Here is a 16,383-nt window from a genome sequence, read left to right as displayed (position 1 = left end):
CATGAAAAAGTTTAATTTATCTTTAGTAACGGGTGCTTTACTTGTGAGCTCTACAGCATTTGCACAAGTTACGGCAATTACGAATGCCACAGTTCATACTATGACTGATAAAGGTGTACTTAAAGACGCCACAGTACTAATCGAAGACGGTAAAATCATTGCGATTAATCCATCATCAGTATCAGCAGACGTAACAATCGATGCGCAAGACAAAATCTTAACGCCGGGTTTCATTGGTTCAATGAATCAAGTGGGTTTGGTTGAAGTGGGAGCCGTTTCACGCTCAAACGATGGCTATGACAAAAAAGCGAGTGCAATGTTTGATGCAAGCACAGCATTCAACCCTCGCTCTTCGTTAATTCCTTATGCGCGCAAAGGTGGTCTAACACAAAACGTGGTTGTACCACGTGGTGGTGAGAGCATTTTCTCAGGTTTAAGCTTTGTAACAGACCTTACTGGTGACTTTGAAAGTGTTACAGCTACAGAGACAGCCTTGATTGTGCGTTTAGGTGCAAAGAGCAGTGGTTCTCGTGCAGTGTCTTTAAAGCAGCTAGTTGACAAACTTGAAGGTCAACAAAAGAAATTAGCTAAGAAAGACAAAAAAGAGGATAAGAAAGACGAGCCTAATAAAGAAGAACAGGTACTAACAAAAGTACTTAAAGGCGAGCTACCAGTTATTACTAAAGTATCTCGTGCATCAGACATTTTAGAGTTGTTAAAGGTTAAAAAGCAGTTTGGCTTAAACCTAGTACTTTGGAATGCTGAAGATGCGCCTTTGGTAAAAACTCAGATCTCTGAAAGCAAAACGCCGGTTATCTTAAGCGCTGTTAGCAATTTACCTAGTGACTTTGATTCGCTTCACGCAAGTCTTGAAACGGCGGGTGAGCTTGAAAAAGCGGGTGTTAAAGTTCTTTTAGCAGTGGGTTCAGACTCAAGCCACAATGTCTATCAGCTACGCTTTGATGCGGGTATTGCTGTTGCAAATGGCATGAGCCATGACGGTGCATTAAAAGCAGTGACAAGCAATATTGCGGATGTATTTGGTCTGAATGCAGGTAAAGTAGCGAAAGGTCAACGTGCAGATTTAGTACTTTGGAGCGCAGATCCATTTGAATTCAGCACGAGTATTGAATCAATGTGGATCAACGGCGAAAAAGTGAATACAAATGATTCACGTCACGACAAATTACGTGACCGTTATAATACGCCTTCAGATATGCCGCGCGCATATACTAAGTAAAGGGTAAAAAACACTAAAGGGCTGATAATCAGCCCTTTTTTATAACTAAGTTTCAAAAAGTTTAAATACAACGGGCAGGTTTTGGTAGACCAGCTATTTTGGTCGCTTGTTTAGCTGGACCTTTTGGAAATAATTTATATAAATACATACTATTGCCTTTATCTTCACCAAGCGCTTTGGCCATGGCTTTCACGAGCATACGGATTGCAGGGCTGGTGTTGTATTCCTCATAAAAGTCTCTGACAAAACGCACAACTTCCCAATGGGCTTCAGATAGCTCGATATTTTCTTCTGCAGCAATAATAGGCGCTAATGCTTCGCACCACTGTGTATGGTCAAGTAAGTAGCCTTGCTTATCGGTCTCTATTTGGATGTTATTAAATTCAATCATATTACCAATTTACTGTGTTGTTGATGGTGATTAGCTCGACCCATGTTGAGTCGTCAACTAAGTTAACAGCGTCTGAAGTTTCAATATTTCGAAGCTCAACACATGTTTTTAATAAATATACATTCTTTACTTGAAGTGACATAAACGTGCGCCAATCAAAGCAAGCATCACCGGTTAATAAAAGCTGGTTAGCGTCATTTTGTATCAGCTCAATTGTCGTGGCGCTATAGTTACTAAGTGGCTTTGAGAAAATATGGACTGTACTCATGATAAAACCACCGTATGATCTTGCTTAGTAATTAGTGATTGCTGCTCTTCTAAAGAGAGTGGGGTGATCTCGATACTTAAATCATCGCAAGTCAGTGCGTACTTTTTAAGGCTTTCAGCACACACATAGACTTGTTCAACATCATAGATTTCAAGCGTCTTAAGGGTTTTAAAAAAATCTTTTAAACCTGAATTTGAAAGGTTGTAGCCTGCTTTTAAGGCTAAAACAGCATCATCTTTAAATAGCCAACTGATGTTTTGCTCAATGGCTGCGAAAATTAAGCACGTATCCAATGATTCGCGAATATGCATTTTATCGAAAGGGGCTTTATTGCTGATGACTAAAATATTCTTCATTTGAATTGCACCCATTTATCAGCTTTTGCTGCCAACATTGAAAACTCAGCCAGACCAGCGACCTTAAAGCGACCTGTGTTATCAATATCGATACCACGTTTTTCTGCTGCTGTGACACACAGTAAAATAGGAATGTTTAAAGCATGTAGTGATTGCCAGGTCTCTACGAGTGGAAACTCGTCACTAGCAAGTTGAATATTTTGGTTGGCGTGATTCACACCATCTTGGTACAAGAAAATACAATCAATCTGATGACCCGCTTGTAAAGCAGCATCAACAAACCGTTTTAAAAGGAATACATTGTGGTGATCATCAACACCAGAATGCAGTGACAAGACGAAATTGCGCAAATTTTTCTCATAAAAAAAGCCCCTGATGGGGCTTATTTTAACAAAACTTATGACTTAGTCATCATTTGACATGCCAAGAAGTTGAAGTAGTGATACGAACAGGTTGTAGATGTTTAGGTAAAGACTTACCGTCGCCATTACATAGTTTGTTTCGCCACCGTTAACGATACGGCTAGTATCAAATAAAATCATACCTGACATCAGCAATACAACAGCAGCGTTAATAGCCATAAACGCAACTGAACTACCAATGAAAAGGTTTACTAGGCTTGAGATTACAACCACGATTAAACCAACTGTTAAAAAACCGCCCATGAACGAGAAGTCTTTTTTAGTTGTTAACGCGTACGCTGAAAGACCGAAGAAAATCAGTGCTGTAGAACCTAGCGCTTGAGTAATAAGTAGGCCGCCATTCGGCATTGCTGCATAGTGAGCAAGTAGAGGACCTAAACCAAAACCCATAATACCAGTGAAAAGGAACACTAGACCGATTGCTGATGATGAATTGGCTTTTTTCTGAATTACGAAGATCAAACCAAAACCAATCAACGAGCAAACCAGACCAGTGAAGCGTGGTAATGCCATTGTCATTGAAATAGCGGCAGTCACTGCACTAAATGCCAGTGTCATAGCCAATAGGAAATAAGTATTTTTTAAAACCTTGTTCGTTTCAATTGTCGACATTACCGGTTTAGCGGCGCCGTACGAATGATTGAATGCCATGGTTAAACTCCTTAAATGAAACAAATGTTCCGATAAATGAACTACCTAAGAGTATCAAGTCTTATAAATGTGGGCAAATATAGTTAATCAAATACCCGATCGGTTTTTTTTGAGTTAAACACAACAAAAACCTGACTTCGATATGTTGAGTAACTGTTTTCGCTGAAATAACGAACGTTATGTCCTTTTTTTGCTCGGTTAAACAAAAAGTTGAAAAAAAAGCTTCACAACTGGCTCAGCTTTCCCTATTATTCGCCCCGCTGCGGAGAGATGGCTGAGTGGTTGAAAGCACCGGTCTTGAAAACCGGCATACGTTAATAGCGTATCTAGGGTTCAAATCCCTATCTCTCCGCCACTAATTTTGACTTTTTGAGTAATCAAAAAGTTCCGACTTCGGAGAGATGGCTGAGTGGTTGAAAGCACCGGTCTTGAAAACCGGCATACGTTAATAGCGTATCTAGGGTTCAAATCCCTATCTCTCCGCCACTTATTCATAGAATAAGTAAGCCGCTAGTAATCTAGCGGCTTTTTTTTTGCCTTTCATTTATATACTTGGCTAGAGCTTCGACTAAAGTCCACTGGTTATTTGTACATTTTCATACACTCTCTAATTGAAACAATAAAAAGAAGGGTGAGGTTTCATGAAACAACAACTGGCTAAAAGTGTGGCAATGTCACTACTGGCTCCTGTAATTGTAGGGACTACTTTAGGGGTATACTACGCACTGAGTGTAGAAAGTGGTGGGGCAAAAATGTTTTTTTCTTTGTTGATGAGTGCCATTGCTAATGCGCATATAGTCGGGCTTTCAATGGCTTTACTTGTTGTGCCTGGATATATGCTTATGTATAAATACAACAAAGTACAATATTCAGGTATCTTGACTCTAGGGATGCTTGGCGGGGCCTTATTTAGCTTCTTGTTTTCAGCTTCAGCAGGTATGGTATTTTTAGTCAATACAGTGATGGCTGCTCTTGCTTCAGGTCTGTTTTTATATGGCTTAAGGCGCTTTAATTAACGCGCAGCCTGAAAACTAACCAATTAATGCTCTGTTTTTCAGTTTATTAACAGTTTTTCTGCTGAAAAGGTTTTAATTCTTAACGCTAAAGAGTACCTTAAGCATTTGAACATTTTATTTTGATGAGTCGAATGCAAAAAACAGACTTCTATCAATCTTTGGCCAAGCAGGCCGAAGGTTTGATCAGCGACGAAAAAAACGCAATCGCAAACATGGCAAACCTCAGTGCTTTGCTTTTTACATCGTTAGATGACGTTAACTGGGCAGGTTTCTACTTAATTGATACGCCTGACGAGTTAGTGTTAGGGCCTTTCCAAGGTAACCCCGCGTGTATCCGTATTCCGGTTGGAAAAGGGGTATGTGGTACTGCTGCACATTCGAAAAGTACACAACTTGTTGAAGATGTGCATGCTTTTGCAGGTCATATCGCATGTGATGCAGCTTCAAACTCTGAAATTGTAGTGCCTGTTTTCAAAAATGGTGAAGTATTTGGTGTGTTAGATATTGATAGCCCACTGCATGCTCGCTTTGATTTAGATGACCAAGCTGGTCTAGAACAAATTGTGAAGATTTTTGAGGCCACACTTTAGTGAAAGACCTTTTAAATGTACAAGATTATCTTTTTGCCATTCATGATGTTGGTGATTGGGAAGGAGAAGAAGAGCAGGTAGCAGAAACCTTAAATGAATTAATTCATTTTGCATGGGATATGCTACCTGATGATTTAGATTGTGAAACAATCGACAACTTGATTAACGGCATCTGGGAACATCTTCGTGGTGATTTAGCGCTTATTGAGGCTGAATTTGAAGAGTTAACAGATTGGGTTACTCACTATATTCATTCATCACTAGATGAACAGGTATAACAAATAGGTTAAACATGGAAACCACAAACAAGCTAAAAGACATTAATGAAGTATTGGAGTTCTTATTTAAAGAATTTCCTAACTGCTTCAAGAAAAAAGACGGCATCAAACCGTTAAAAGTTGGTATTTTTAAAGACGTTGCAGAGCGTATTGAAGGCTCAGAAGTTGTAAGTAAAACGCAAGTTCGTCAAGCGCTTCGCAAGTACACATCAAACTGGCGTTACTTAGAAGCCGTTACCAAAAACGAATTCCGCGTTGACCTAGATGGCAATGATGCTGAAAAAGTGGAACAAGAGCACATTGAACATGCTCAAAAAGCACTTGAAGAAAGCCGTGCGAAAATGGCCAAGCGTAAAAAGCCTCAGCGTCCTCGTCAGCAAGACGGTGACACAAAATCTTACAAAAAGAAACCGCATGGTCAGTCACGTTCTAACGACAAAGGCGCTAGAGTTAATAAGAAGCCTGCAGCTCAACAAGCAAAACGCAGCTCAGGAAAAGTTGAACCTTTGCCAGCTTCTGAAGTCAAGGTTAATAACAAAGTAAAAGTTAAACTTGGTCAGGCTCTTGTTAATGCGACCATTACTGAAGTAAACAAAGACGAAGTTCATGTTGAACTAGTAACTGGTATGCAAGTTAAAACAAAAGCTGACAGCTTATTTATCGTTTAAGGAGTAGTGTATGAGTAAAAAGTTTTCGCTCATTCCCGTTGTCGCTGCACTCATCTCTAGTGCTTCTTTTGCTGCAGTTGATGCTGTTACAGTGAAGGATCTTCCCGTATTAAAGCAAGAGGCTCAGCATACAACAGCAAGTAAAAGGGTGACTAACTTATTTACTCGACAGCATTACAAGCGATTTAGCTTCAATGACGCGCTGTCAGAGCAAATTTTTGATAGATATGTTGAGTCTTTAGATTTCAGTAAGTCTATCTTTTTGCAATCTGATATTGCGCGTTTTGAAGCGAACAAAAAGCAATTTGACGATGCCCTTATGTCAGGCAAACTTGATTTTGCTTATGACTTATTCAACTTAAGCTTACAACGCCGTTTTGAACGTTTTCAATACGCCATCTCGCTGCTAGATAAAGAAATGACTTTTGATAAAGAAGATGCATTTTACTATGACAGAGAAGAAGCTGAGTTTGCTAAAACACAAGACGAGTTGAATGAGTATTGGCGTCAACGCGTAAAATCTGATGCGTTACGTTTAAAACTGACAGGCAAAACGTGGCCTGAAATTAAAGAATTACTGACTAAACGTTACAACAATGCGTTAAAACGTTTAAGTCAAACAGACAGTGAAGATGCATTCCAAGTCGTGATGAATGCGTTTGCGCGAAGCATTGAAGCACATACATCCTACTTATCGCCGCGAAGAGCTGAACAATTCAAGATGGATATGGATCTTGAGTTAGAAGGCATTGGCGCAGTACTTGGTTACGATGAAGATTACACGGTTATTCGTTCACTTGTGCCTGGTGGTCCGGCTGACAAGTCTGAAAAGATCAAGCCTGACGATAAAATTGTTGGTGTGGCACAAGAGGGTGAAGAGTTTGTCGATGTTATCGGCTGGCGTTTAGATAATGTTGTAGATCTGATCAAAGGTCCTAAAGGTACTAAGGTTAGACTACAATATTTAAAAGGCTCAGATACCCATGGCACGCCTAAAGTGGTTGAAATTGTTCGAGACAAGATCAAATTAGAAGATAGAGCCGCAAAATCTGACGTTTTTGAAGCCAAATACTCTGACTTAACTTCAAAAATTGGTGTGATCGAGATCCCTAGCTTCTATAACAACTTATCTAAAGATGTAAAAGTAGAACTTACAAAGCTTAAAGAACAAAATGTGGATGGCATCGTCATCGACCTTCGTCAAAATGGTGGTGGTTCATTGTATGAAGCTACACAATTGACAGGGTTGTTTATTGACCAAGGTCCAGTTGTTCAAATTCATACAGCTTACAATCGAGTAGAAGCACAAAAAGACAGAGACGGCATTACTTTTTATGATGGCCCTATCACTGTACTTGTAGACAGATATAGTGCATCGGCATCAGAAATTTTTGCTGCCGCTATTCAAGATTACGGACGTGGTATTGTAATTGGTGAGCAAACGTTTGGTAAAGGCACAGTGCAGCAGCATAGACCGCTTGCAAAAAACTATGATTTATTCAGTAATGCCCTTGGTAGCGTGACTTATACTATCGCGAAGTTTTATCGTATTAACGGCGGTAGCACGCAACATAAAGGTGTAGTACCTGACATTTTATTACCTTCAGCGATTGATCCTGAAGAGTGGGGGGAGAGTCAAGAGGACAATGCATTACCTTGGGATAAGATTAAGCAAGCGAAATATAAGAGTTTAGATAACTTAAACCCACTTGTAACATATTTAAATGAAAAGCATGCATTACGTGTGGCGCAAGAGCCTGAATTTAATTATGTATTGGCGGATATCGCCCGTTATAACGAAGAAAAAGATAAAAACTTTATTTCTTTAGTTGAATCTCAAAGATTAAAAGACAGAGAAGAATCAGAACAGCGTTCATTAGCGAGAACCAATGAAAGGCTAAAACGTCTTGGTTTAGAACCTGTGAAAGATTTAGACGATGTGCCTGATGTAATCTCTGAGCTAGACCCTTATTTAGAAGAAGCGGCTCTGATCACTCAAGATTTAATCAGATATGGGCGATTAGCTAAGAACAACCTTCAGAATTAAGCTAGAACCTATTCAATAAAGGCGCTTCGGCGCCTTTTTTATTACCCTAAGCAATATGTTTTGTTATTATTGGAATAAGTACGTAATTTTTTCATAAAAGAAGATTACCTTAAGTAAGACCAGTCTTAAAAATAGAGCACTCAATTAAAAAGATTGGTATAGCTTCCACACGAAAAACTGAGCTTTTGCTAAAACACTGAGAAGATGTCAGTGCTTTAGCAAATATTCAATCGTGTAAATGATATAAAAATAAAAACGGCCTTGAGCCTTTTGAATATTAATTAGAGCAAGGTCCACCTTGCCGGGAGAACCCAGTTGAAACAACAAAAGCAAGCATCATTTCTTGATGCATTTATACCAATTTTTGTATTGGTCTGTTTATTAGGCTCTGCAGTGTATCTGTATGGTGATAACTCTTCATCAGGCCCTAATCAAATTGCGCTTCTTTTTGCCACATTTACAGCTGCTCTTGTGGGTTTAAAAAATGGCTACACTTGGCGTTTATTAGAAGAGGCAATGATCAAAGGCATCACCTTATCTTTGGGGGCGATATTAATCCTTCTAATGGTCGGTGCTTTAATTGGCACTTGGTTGCTGTCAGGTACTGTTCCGACATTAATCTATTACGGGTTACAAATAATCAGTCCGCAGTGGTTCTATGCTGCGAGTTGTCTAATTTGTGGCATTGTTGCAATGAGTATCGGCTCTTCATGGACGACAGCTGCCACCATAGGTGTCGCTTTGCTTGGTGTAGCAACAGGTCTAGGCTTAGATCAAGTTGTCACTGCGGGGGCGGTAATCTCAGGCGCATATTTTGGAGATAAATTAAGCCCGCTTTCTGAGACAACGAATTTAGCACCAGCTGTTGCCGGAAGCGACCTTTTTGAACATATTCAACATATGCTTTGGACAACGGTACCAAGCTTTGTGATTGCGATGATCATCTTTGTCATCATGGGGTTCAGTGCAGATGTAACAAGTGATATTGGTCGAATTGATGACATTGTTTCTATTTTAAATGCCAACTTCAATATCAACCCTATGATGCTGGTTCCTTTAGTTGTATTGCTTGTTTTGGCTTATAAGAAAATGCCAGCTTTTCCAGCAATTTCAATTGGTGCAGTGATCGGGGCTGTCTGGGCACTTATCTTTCAATCAGATCTACTTGCCACACAAGTTGATGTGTCTCAAGGGCAATTAGTTGGTTACTTTAAACTTGTTTGGGCGACATTCTATGATGGTTTCGCTATTCAAACAGGTGATAGCACCATGGATGACTTATTAAGTGGTGGTGGCATGGCTGGTATGCTGACAACGACATGGCTGGTCATGACAGCTTTAATGTTCGGTGCCATTATGGAAAAGACTGGTCTACTAGAAGTGTTTGTAAGAAGTATTTTAAGAGTGGCACGCAGTACAGGCTCGTTGATAGCGTCAACAATTGCAACTTGTTTCGGTACGAATTTAATTGCCGCTGATCAGTATATCGCCATTGTTGTACCTGGACGTATGTTTAAAGAAGAATACAAAAAACGTGGATTGAAAAGTGTGAACTTATCAAGAACACTAGAAGATGGTGGTACAATTACTAGCCCATTGATCCCATGGAATACATGTGGTGCGTATATGCAAAGTGTATTAATGATCAATCCACTTGACTACGCAGTCTATGCCTTCTTTAACTTAATTAATCCTTTCTTGGCAATAATCTATGCATACATAGGCATAAAGATTTTAAAAATTGAGCCAAAACAGTTAGACAAAGAAAAAGCATAATCCATGCATAATGATTAGCCCTTTTTAAGGGCTAACTCTTTTAAGGAATTCGATATGCAAAGCCAGCCTCAAGCTAAGTATTTAAAAGATTATCAAGCACCTTCTCACACAGTAACGAATTTAGAGTTAACTGTAGAATTACATCCAACAGATACCAAGGTAGTTAGTAAAGCGTTGTATTCATCAACGCAAGCTCTCTCTGAGCTTTGTCTCGACGGCGTTGAATTAAACTTAATCTCGGTAAAAGTGAATGGTCAATTATTTGAAGACTTCGTCCAAACTGAAACATCATTGACGCTGAAGAATCTACCGAATGAATTCTCACTAGAAATCGAGAACACGATTTCTCCTAGTACTAATACATCATTAGAGGGCCTTTATCTTTCAGAAGGTGCTTATTGCACCCAGTGTGAGGCTGAAGGGTTTAGAAAAATCACGTATTTCTTAGATAGACCCGATGTGTTAACTGATTACTTAGTAACAATAATTGCCGATAAAGACATTCCTTACTTGTTGTCTAATGGCAATAAAATCGAAGAGGGCACTTTGCCTGACGGACGTTGTTTCACTAAGTGGCAAGACCCACATAAAAAGCCGAGTTATTTATTCGCCCTTGTAGCTGGTGATTTTGATGTACTTAGAGACACTTTTGTAACAAGAGGTGGTCGTGAAGTTGTGCTTGAGATTTTTGTTGATAAAGGCAATTTAGATAAAACACCGCATGCAATGGCATCGCTAAAAAATGCCATGAAGTGGGATGAAGAGCGCTTTGACCTAGAGTACGATCTGGATATCTATATGATAGTGGCTGTTGACTTCTTCAATATGGGGGCAATGGAAAATAAAGGATTAAATGTATTTAACAGCGCTTGCGTTTTGGCAAATCAACAAACAGCAACAGATCGTGACTATCACACAATCGAATCAATTGTTGGCCACGAATATTTCCATAATTGGACGGGCAACCGTGTTACTTGCCGTGATTGGTTTCAGTTGTCTTTGAAAGAAGGGTTGACAGTATTTAGAGATCAAGAGTTCAGTAGTGACCTTGGCTCGCGCGCGCTGAATCGCATCGATGCAGTTATGGCGATGAGAACACATCAGTTTGCAGAAGATGCAGGCCCGATGGCTCACCCTATACGTCCAGAAAAAGTGATTGAGATGAATAACTTTTATACTGTGACGGTTTATAACAAGGGGGCAGAAGTCATTCGAATGATGCACACCTTGTTAGGTGAAGCTAATTTTCAAAAAGGCATGAAACTTTATTTTGAACGTCACGATGGACAAGCTGTTACATGTGATGACTTTGTTGCTGCTATGAGTGATGCCAGTGGTAAATGCTTAGAGCAATTTAAACTTTGGTACCGTCAGTATGGTACGCCATCGGTTCAAGTTGAAACTTTTTATAATGTTGAGCAACAAACTTTCACATTAAAACTTAATCAGATTCATGCAGAAAATGATCCTGTTTCTGAACCACTGCATATTCCTTTTGCAATAGAACTGCTTGATGAAGCTGGCAATACGATACCGCTTATTTCTAATGGCAAAGCGTTCGATGCTGTTATTGAATTGAAAGAAATGAACGCAGAATTTACTTTTGAAAATATCTTATCGAAGCCAACGCCTGTTTTGCTAGAAAACTTTTCCGCGCCTTGTGTTGTAAACTACGGCTATGAATCTGAAGAGTTGATTCATATTCTTAGACATGCTTCTAGTGATTTTACGCGTTGGGAAGCGGCTCAGCGTGCTTTCACGATGGAAATTAAACACGCTGTGAACACAATGTCGGGTAGTGATCCAGTTAGTATCTCTGACACATTAATTCAGGCGCTCAAATCAATTGTTACTGAAGAAAACACTGACAAAGCGCTTATCTCTGAACTGATCAAACTACCTAATTTTGACACTGTCAGTGCTGAATTTTCGCCTGTTCCGATCACTGAACTGGTTCACATTTACAAGCAATTCGAACTTCAAATTGCGACACAATTGCAATCAGAATTGATTGCTGCTTACAAAAGTTGTTCAGAGTCAGGTGAGATTAGTGCTAGTGCGGTTGCAGCCAGGGGCTTAAAAGCAATGGCACTGTATTATTTAGCACTGATTGAAAATGATGAGGTAACTGATTGGTTACTTGCAAACAGCCAGCAAGACAATATGACACTGAAATTGGCTGCGCTTAAGGCGGTAAAAAATGCCGATCATGAAATTATGGAACAGTTGATCGCACAATTCGATGCACAATGGCGACATGATCCATTGGTTATGGACAAATGGTTTGCACTTCAGGCGACTACAGATAACGATGGTGCGATTGACTTAATAAAGTCTTTATATGATCACCCTTGTTTTGACAAATCAAATCCAAACCGAGTGCGAGCTTTAGTTGGTCAATTTGCGCGCAGCAATCCTGCTCAATTCCATCGTATTGATGGAAAGGGCTATGAACTACTTGCCGATTTATTAATTGAACTAAATGCAATTAATCCACAGAATGCCTCGAGAATGGTGACGCCATTTATGTCTTGGAAACGTTTTGATTTCACTCGTCAACAATTAATAAAGGCACAGCTACAGCGAATAGCAAGTATTGATAACTTGAGTGATGACTTGTTTGAAAAAGTGGATAAGGCATTAAACGCATAAATGATAGAGTACTATTTTTATTTATCTTTAAGCTATGACGAATGCATGGCTTACTACCGAGGCGATTATGAGTTTGTTCAAGTAATCGAAGATGGCGGTAAAAGCATTCGTTTTCCTGCTACACATATTAGACGTTTTGTCAGCTCCCTTGGTATAAGGGGGCGTTTTAGACTCTGTCTAACAGACACAAATAGCTTTATTTCTCTTGATCAAGTGTCTTAAAAGCAAAAATTGTATTGTTATTAATAACTTCAAATTTCGGCTGAATAATACTCGATAATGCAGAATAAAATATTATTAGTTTATTGTTCAGCGCATTAAATCGTCACAATTTTGAGAATAGGATTTGTTATAAAGCAGAATTACGTGTTATAAATTATCTGGTAAGACGTCTTACCAAGGGTAAAGTCGTGTCCAGAACAAAAAAATAGTAACTTTTGGTTTAGTGGATTTGAGTTTTTGTACGTTCACTTCTAATGTTACTTCAATATAAAAACAACAACTTGATTAAAATAACCCGCATAGGGGGAACGCATAATGATTAAAAGAGCGCTCTTTGTTCCAAACAAAATAATGCTCGGCTTAGCGGCCACCGTTGCTGTAACAAGTGCAAATGTTTCAGCTGCAAGTTTCCAAGTCGGTGATTTTGACATCACATTCGATTCAACGTTTTCATACGGTCAAAGTATTCGTGTAGAAGATCGCGACTTCCAATATATTGGTAAAAGTAACCACCCAAGGTTTGATTGGTCTGGTTATAATGCAGGTCTTGGTAATACAAAGTATGGCTCTGCACAAGTTTGGGCTCAGCCAGGCGCTTATTCAAATAATGGCGACGCTGGTAACCTGAACTTTGATTCTGGTGACACTTTTTCTCAATTAATTAAAGGTACTCACGATTTCAGCATCTCTAAAGATAACTGGGGTATTTTCTCGCGCTTTATGTATTTTAAAGATTTTGCGATGGAAGATGGTGATTTTGCCTATACCAACCCAGTATCAGGTAAAAAAGTAGATCCTTGTGCTGATAAGCAAACTAAAGAGCAGGTATGTTCTGATGTGCGTTTATTAGATGCCTTCATTTGGGCTGACTTTGATCTAAATGATGGTCAAAATCCTCTTTCTGTTCGACTTGGTCAACAAGTTGTAAACTGGGGTGAAAGTACACTCATCTCTCACGGTATCAATGTAAACCCTGTTGATATTGACCGTTTAAGAGCGCCAGGTTCTGAATTAAAAGAAGCGTTTATTCCTGTCGGTATGTTCTGGGCGTCTCTAGGTATTACTGAAAATGTAACCTTAGAAGGTTTCTATCAGTACCAGTGGCATGAAACCCGTTTACCTGCATCGGGTAGTTATTTCTCAACAAACGATTTTGCATCTGAAAACGGTTATATGCAAAACGTACAGTTAGGCTTTACGTCAAACCCTGATATTGATTTACACCACTTAACTGAATCACTTAACAGCCTTTATGCTGATGCAACAGCAGCTTTAATTGCACAAGGCGTAGAGCCAACACCTCAGTTAGTTGGTCAAACTGCTGCGTCAATGTATATGGCTTACCCAACGAAAGTTGCGCTTAAAGGCAAGGGCTTAAACGGTAAGAGTGAACCAAAAGATGCAGGCCAGTATGGTATTCGTCTTGGTATGTTTGCACCTGAGTTAAATGATACAGAATTTGCGCTTTACTACATTAACTATCACAGTCGCCGTCCGCTTATTTCTGGTAAAGCATCAAACTTTGAAGCTGATGTTATCGCACAGGATTTAGCATACATCGCTGCAAACCCAATTGATGAGAATAATGTAACTAATCTAAACGCTTTCACTCAAGCTACTATTACTTACCCTGAAGATATTAAGCTTTATGGTTTAAGTTTTAATACAGCCATTGGTGAAACTGCTTTCTCAGGTGAATTCTCTTATCGCCAAGACGAACCACTTCAAATTGACGACGTAGAGTTACTTTACGCTGGTATGGCTGAACAGCTAGCTTACTCAGGTCTTCGTGAAGATTTCAGTAGCTTATCTCAATTAAGTGCAAGAGATGAAGTGAGCTACGTTAAGCCAGGTGAAGTTGCTCAGGGTTATATTTTAAAAGACTCTATGCAAGTTCAGTTTACTGCAACGCATTTATTCGGTCCTTCTTTAGGCGCTGATAGCTGGGCTGTAGTAGGTGAAGTCGGTGCTGTAACGATAAAAGACATGCCTAGCTACGACGAGCTTCGCCTGAATGTTGCAGGTACGGGCCGTAGTGGTACGATTGAAGGCTACGGTCCTTTAATTGAAAAGGGTGCAAGGTATGATCTTCTTCATATGGCACTTTCGAATGGTCCAGAAACAAACCCATTCCCAACAGCGTCTTCATGGGGTTATCGTTTAATTGCGAAGGGGGATTACAACAACCTTTTTGCAGGTGTTAACTTCTCTCCTCGTATTGTGTTCTCACATGATGTAAATGGTACGACGCCTGATCCTATGTATCTATTTGTCGAAGACAGAAAGTCTTTGGGTATGACAATGAACTTCACTTACCAGAATGCTTGGTCATTTGACTTTAGCTACAACACATTCTGGGGTGGCGGTGCAACAAATACCTTTGCAGACCGTGACTTTGTCTCTTTCAATATTAAGTATTCAATTTAAGGGCTTGTTATATGTTTAAAAAACCAAGCATGATCGCAGCAACAATAATAACAATGATGTCTGCTCCATTTGCGCATGCAGATATGACTGCTGAGCAAGTAGCTAGACTAGGTGCGGATTTAACGCCAATTGGCGCAGAAAAAGCGGGCAACGCTGATGGTTCAATTCCAGCATGGACAGGCGGTATTACTAAGCCACCTGCAGGTTTTGAGCCAGGTATGCACCACATTGACCCATATGCAGACGATAAAGTTATTTTAACTATCGATAAGAGTAACCTTGATAAGCATAAAGACTTATTAAGTCCGGGCCAAATTGCATTATTCGAAACGTATCCTGATACGTTCAAAATGAACATTTACCCAACTCGTCGTAGTGCTGCATATCCTCAGTTTGTTTATGACGCAACTAAGAAATATGCACAAACTGCAGAGCTGATTGAAGGTGGAAATGGTATTAAAAATACGGCCATCGGTATTCCATTCCCTGTACCTGCAAATGGCCTAGAAGCAATTTGGAATCACTTATTACGTTACCGTGGTCTATCGATCGCGCGTTTTGGTGGTCAAGCAATGCCAACAGCGTCTGGCTCTTATAACATCATCGGCTTTGATGAAAAGCTACTTGTTAAATACTCTGATCCAGCGGCAACGCCTGAAGCGCTTCAAGAGTCGAACGTATTATTCAAATTCAAGCAAAAAGTAACAGAACCAGCGCGACTTGCCGGTACTGCGCTTCTTGTTCATGAAACAATGGACCAAATCTTAACGCCTCGTCAAGCGTGGACTTATAATACTGGTCAACGTCGTGTTCGTCGTGCGCCAAACGTTGCGTATGATGCACCAGGAACAGCGTCAGATAGTCTTCGTACAACTGATGATTTTGATATGTTCAACGGTTCACCAAATCGTTACGAGTGGACTCTAAAAGGCAAAAAAGAAATGTACATTCCGTATAACAGCTATAAGCTTCACAGCGATAAGCTAAAGTATGATGACATTCTTCATGCAGGCCATATCAATCCTGAGCATGTGCGTTATGAGAAGCACCGTGTGTGGGTTGTTGAAGCAAATCTTAAAGAAGGCACACGCCATATTTACAAGAAGCGTGTATTCTACATTGATGAAGATAGCTGGCAGATCCATGTAACGGATATTTACGATAACCGTGATCAAATGTACCGCGTTGCGATGGCGCATGGTTTGAACTATTACGATGTGCCAACGCATTGGAGTACATTAGATGTTTACCATGACTTAAATTCTCGTCGTTACCTAGCGATAGGTCTTGATAACGAAGAGTCTATGTATGACTTCACTCAGTCATTCAACGACAATGAGTTTACGCAAAGTGCACTTCGTCGCGAAGGTAAGCGTTAA

The 16,383-nt window shown here is 39.8% G+C and carries 16 protein-coding genes and 2 tRNA genes; 13 read left to right on the top strand and 5 right to left on the bottom strand.

From position 1 onward, the window contains the following. Nucleotide 1 precedes the first annotated feature (1 nt). Complete coding sequence (locus AAEU28_RS01875) at nucleotides 2–1,240, top strand: amidohydrolase family protein (protein WP_421962716.1); 1,239 nt, start codon at nucleotides 2–4, stop codon at nucleotides 1,238–1,240. A gap of 61 nt (nucleotides 1,241–1,301) precedes the next feature. Here AAEU28_RS01875 and AAEU28_RS01870 read toward each other — a convergent pair whose 3' ends face one another. Genes AAEU28_RS01870 through AAEU28_RS01850 form a run of 5 tightly spaced genes read right to left on the bottom strand, consistent with a single transcriptional unit; the run spans nucleotide 1,302 to nucleotide 3,328 of the window. Further along, entirely contained in the window at nucleotides 1,302–1,631 is a 330-nt protein-coding gene (locus tag AAEU28_RS01870; protein WP_138628714.1) for a TusE/DsrC/DsvC family sulfur relay protein, read from the bottom strand. A gap of 1 nt (nucleotide 1,632) precedes the next feature. After that, nucleotides 1,633–1,899, bottom strand: coding sequence for a hypothetical protein (locus AAEU28_RS01865; protein ID WP_421962715.1), 267 nt, complete (start codon nucleotides 1,897–1,899; stop codon nucleotides 1,633–1,635). Then, on the bottom strand, nucleotides 1,896–2,255 hold the full coding sequence (gene tusC / locus AAEU28_RS01860) for a sulfurtransferase complex subunit TusC (RefSeq protein ID WP_421962714.1): 360 nt from the start codon (nucleotides 2,253–2,255) through the stop codon (nucleotides 1,896–1,898). The genes AAEU28_RS01865 and tusC overlap by 4 nt, the downstream gene beginning before the upstream one ends. Next, nucleotides 2,252–2,605: a sulfurtransferase complex subunit TusD gene (gene tusD / locus AAEU28_RS01855; protein ID WP_421962713.1), complete on the bottom strand. Its 354-nt coding sequence runs from the start codon at nucleotides 2,603–2,605 to the stop codon at nucleotides 2,252–2,254. Before tusD ends, tusC begins: the two co-directional genes overlap by 4 nt. 54 nt (nucleotides 2,606–2,659) lie before the next feature. Continuing rightward, a complete protein-coding gene (locus AAEU28_RS01850; protein ID WP_130253620.1) occupies nucleotides 2,660–3,328 on the bottom strand; it encodes a Bax inhibitor-1/YccA family protein in 669 nt (222 codons plus the stop codon). A gap of 264 nt (nucleotides 3,329–3,592) precedes the next feature. Here AAEU28_RS01850 and AAEU28_RS01845 point away from each other — a divergent pair. From AAEU28_RS01845 to AAEU28_RS01790, 12 genes are all read left to right on the top strand, one after another. Continuing rightward, nucleotides 3,593–3,683 (top strand) — tRNA-Ser (locus AAEU28_RS01845). Between the two features lie 40 nt (nucleotides 3,684–3,723). Further along, nucleotides 3,724–3,814 (top strand) — tRNA-Ser (locus AAEU28_RS01840). Nucleotides 3,815–3,969: 155 nt separating this feature from the next. Further along, nucleotides 3,970–4,344 carry a hypothetical protein gene (locus AAEU28_RS01835; RefSeq protein WP_421962712.1) on the top strand — a complete coding sequence of 125 codons (375 nt, stop codon included), beginning with the start codon at nucleotides 3,970–3,972 and terminating at the stop codon, nucleotides 4,342–4,344. Between the two features lie 131 nt (nucleotides 4,345–4,475). Beyond that, nucleotides 4,476–4,934: a GAF domain-containing protein gene (locus AAEU28_RS01830; protein ID WP_138568362.1), complete on the top strand. Its 459-nt coding sequence runs from the start codon at nucleotides 4,476–4,478 to the stop codon at nucleotides 4,932–4,934. Beyond that, nucleotides 4,934–5,212 carry a hypothetical protein gene (locus tag AAEU28_RS01825; RefSeq protein WP_130253618.1) on the top strand — a complete coding sequence of 93 codons (279 nt, stop codon included), beginning with the start codon at nucleotides 4,934–4,936 and terminating at the stop codon, nucleotides 5,210–5,212. Before AAEU28_RS01830 ends, AAEU28_RS01825 begins: the two co-directional genes overlap by 1 nt. Before the next feature lie 14 nt (nucleotides 5,213–5,226). Further along, nucleotides 5,227–5,880 carry an RNA chaperone ProQ gene (gene proQ, locus AAEU28_RS01820; protein WP_138478556.1) on the top strand — a complete coding sequence of 218 codons (654 nt, stop codon included), beginning with the start codon at nucleotides 5,227–5,229 and terminating at the stop codon, nucleotides 5,878–5,880. A 10-nt stretch (nucleotides 5,881–5,890) separates the two neighbouring features. Beyond that, a complete protein-coding gene (prc, locus tag AAEU28_RS01815) occupies nucleotides 5,891–7,927 on the top strand; it encodes a carboxy terminal-processing peptidase (RefSeq protein WP_421962711.1) in 2,037 nt (678 codons plus the stop codon). Between the two features lie 315 nt (nucleotides 7,928–8,242). Next, nucleotides 8,243–9,703: a Na+/H+ antiporter NhaC gene (gene nhaC, locus AAEU28_RS01810; RefSeq protein ID WP_421962710.1), complete on the top strand. Its 1,461-nt coding sequence runs from the start codon at nucleotides 8,243–8,245 to the stop codon at nucleotides 9,701–9,703. Between the two features lie 54 nt (nucleotides 9,704–9,757). Next, nucleotides 9,758–12,355 carry an aminopeptidase N gene (gene pepN, locus AAEU28_RS01805; RefSeq protein WP_421962709.1) on the top strand — a complete coding sequence of 866 codons (2,598 nt, stop codon included), beginning with the start codon at nucleotides 9,758–9,760 and terminating at the stop codon, nucleotides 12,353–12,355. Continuing rightward, nucleotides 12,356–12,577: a DUF2835 family protein gene (locus AAEU28_RS01800; RefSeq protein WP_421962708.1), complete on the top strand. Its 222-nt coding sequence runs from the start codon at nucleotides 12,356–12,358 to the stop codon at nucleotides 12,575–12,577. A 315-nt stretch (nucleotides 12,578–12,892) separates the two neighbouring features. Beyond that, nucleotides 12,893–15,004 (top strand): DUF1302 domain-containing protein, encoded by a 2,112-nt coding sequence (locus AAEU28_RS01795; protein WP_421962707.1) that lies wholly within the window; start codon nucleotides 12,893–12,895, stop codon nucleotides 15,002–15,004. Between the two features lie 11 nt (nucleotides 15,005–15,015). Next, entirely contained in the window at nucleotides 15,016–16,383 is a 1,368-nt protein-coding gene (locus tag AAEU28_RS01790; RefSeq protein ID WP_421962706.1) for a DUF1329 domain-containing protein, read from the top strand.

Source organism: Pseudoalteromonas sp. SS15, from assembly GCF_049257195.1.
Lineage (GTDB): Bacteria > Pseudomonadota > Gammaproteobacteria > Enterobacterales > Alteromonadaceae > Pseudoalteromonas.
Note: the sequence above shows the minus strand (reverse complement) of the source record. Positions and strands in the feature narration are given on the sequence as shown.

What these genes read in the sequence shown, in the direction of transcription:
- prc (WP_421962711.1), top strand. Translation starts at nt 5,891, where the DNA reads ATGAGTAAAAAGTTTTCGCTCATTCCCGTTGTCGCTGCACTCATCTCT.
- pepN (WP_421962709.1), top strand. Translation starts at nt 9,758, where the DNA reads ATGCAAAGCCAGCCTCAAGCTAAGTATTTAAAAGATTATCAAGCACCT.
- proQ (WP_138478556.1), top strand. Translation starts at nt 5,227, where the DNA reads ATGGAAACCACAAACAAGCTAAAAGACATTAATGAAGTATTGGAGTTC.
- tusC (WP_421962714.1), bottom strand. Translation starts at nt 2,255, where the DNA reads ATGAAGAATATTTTAGTCATCAGCAATAAAGCCCCTTTCGATAAAATG.
- AAEU28_RS01795 (WP_421962707.1), top strand. Translation starts at nt 12,893, where the DNA reads ATGATTAAAAGAGCGCTCTTTGTTCCAAACAAAATAATGCTCGGCTTA.
- AAEU28_RS01870 (WP_138628714.1), bottom strand. Translation starts at nt 1,631, where the DNA reads ATGATTGAATTTAATAACATCCAAATAGAGACCGATAAGCAAGGCTAC.
- AAEU28_RS01800 (WP_421962708.1), top strand. Translation starts at nt 12,356, where the DNA reads ATGATAGAGTACTATTTTTATTTATCTTTAAGCTATGACGAATGCATG.
- AAEU28_RS01830 (WP_138568362.1), top strand. Translation starts at nt 4,476, where the DNA reads ATGCAAAAAACAGACTTCTATCAATCTTTGGCCAAGCAGGCCGAAGGT.
- AAEU28_RS01835 (WP_421962712.1), top strand. Translation starts at nt 3,970, where the DNA reads ATGAAACAACAACTGGCTAAAAGTGTGGCAATGTCACTACTGGCTCCT.
- AAEU28_RS01790 (WP_421962706.1), top strand. Translation starts at nt 15,016, where the DNA reads ATGTTTAAAAAACCAAGCATGATCGCAGCAACAATAATAACAATGATG.
- AAEU28_RS01875 (WP_421962716.1), top strand. Translation starts at nt 2, where the DNA reads ATGAAAAAGTTTAATTTATCTTTAGTAACGGGTGCTTTACTTGTGAGC.
- AAEU28_RS01865 (WP_421962715.1), bottom strand. Translation starts at nt 1,899, where the DNA reads ATGAGTACAGTCCATATTTTCTCAAAGCCACTTAGTAACTATAGCGCC.
- AAEU28_RS01850 (WP_130253620.1), bottom strand. Translation starts at nt 3,328, where the DNA reads ATGGCATTCAATCATTCGTACGGCGCCGCTAAACCGGTAATGTCGACA.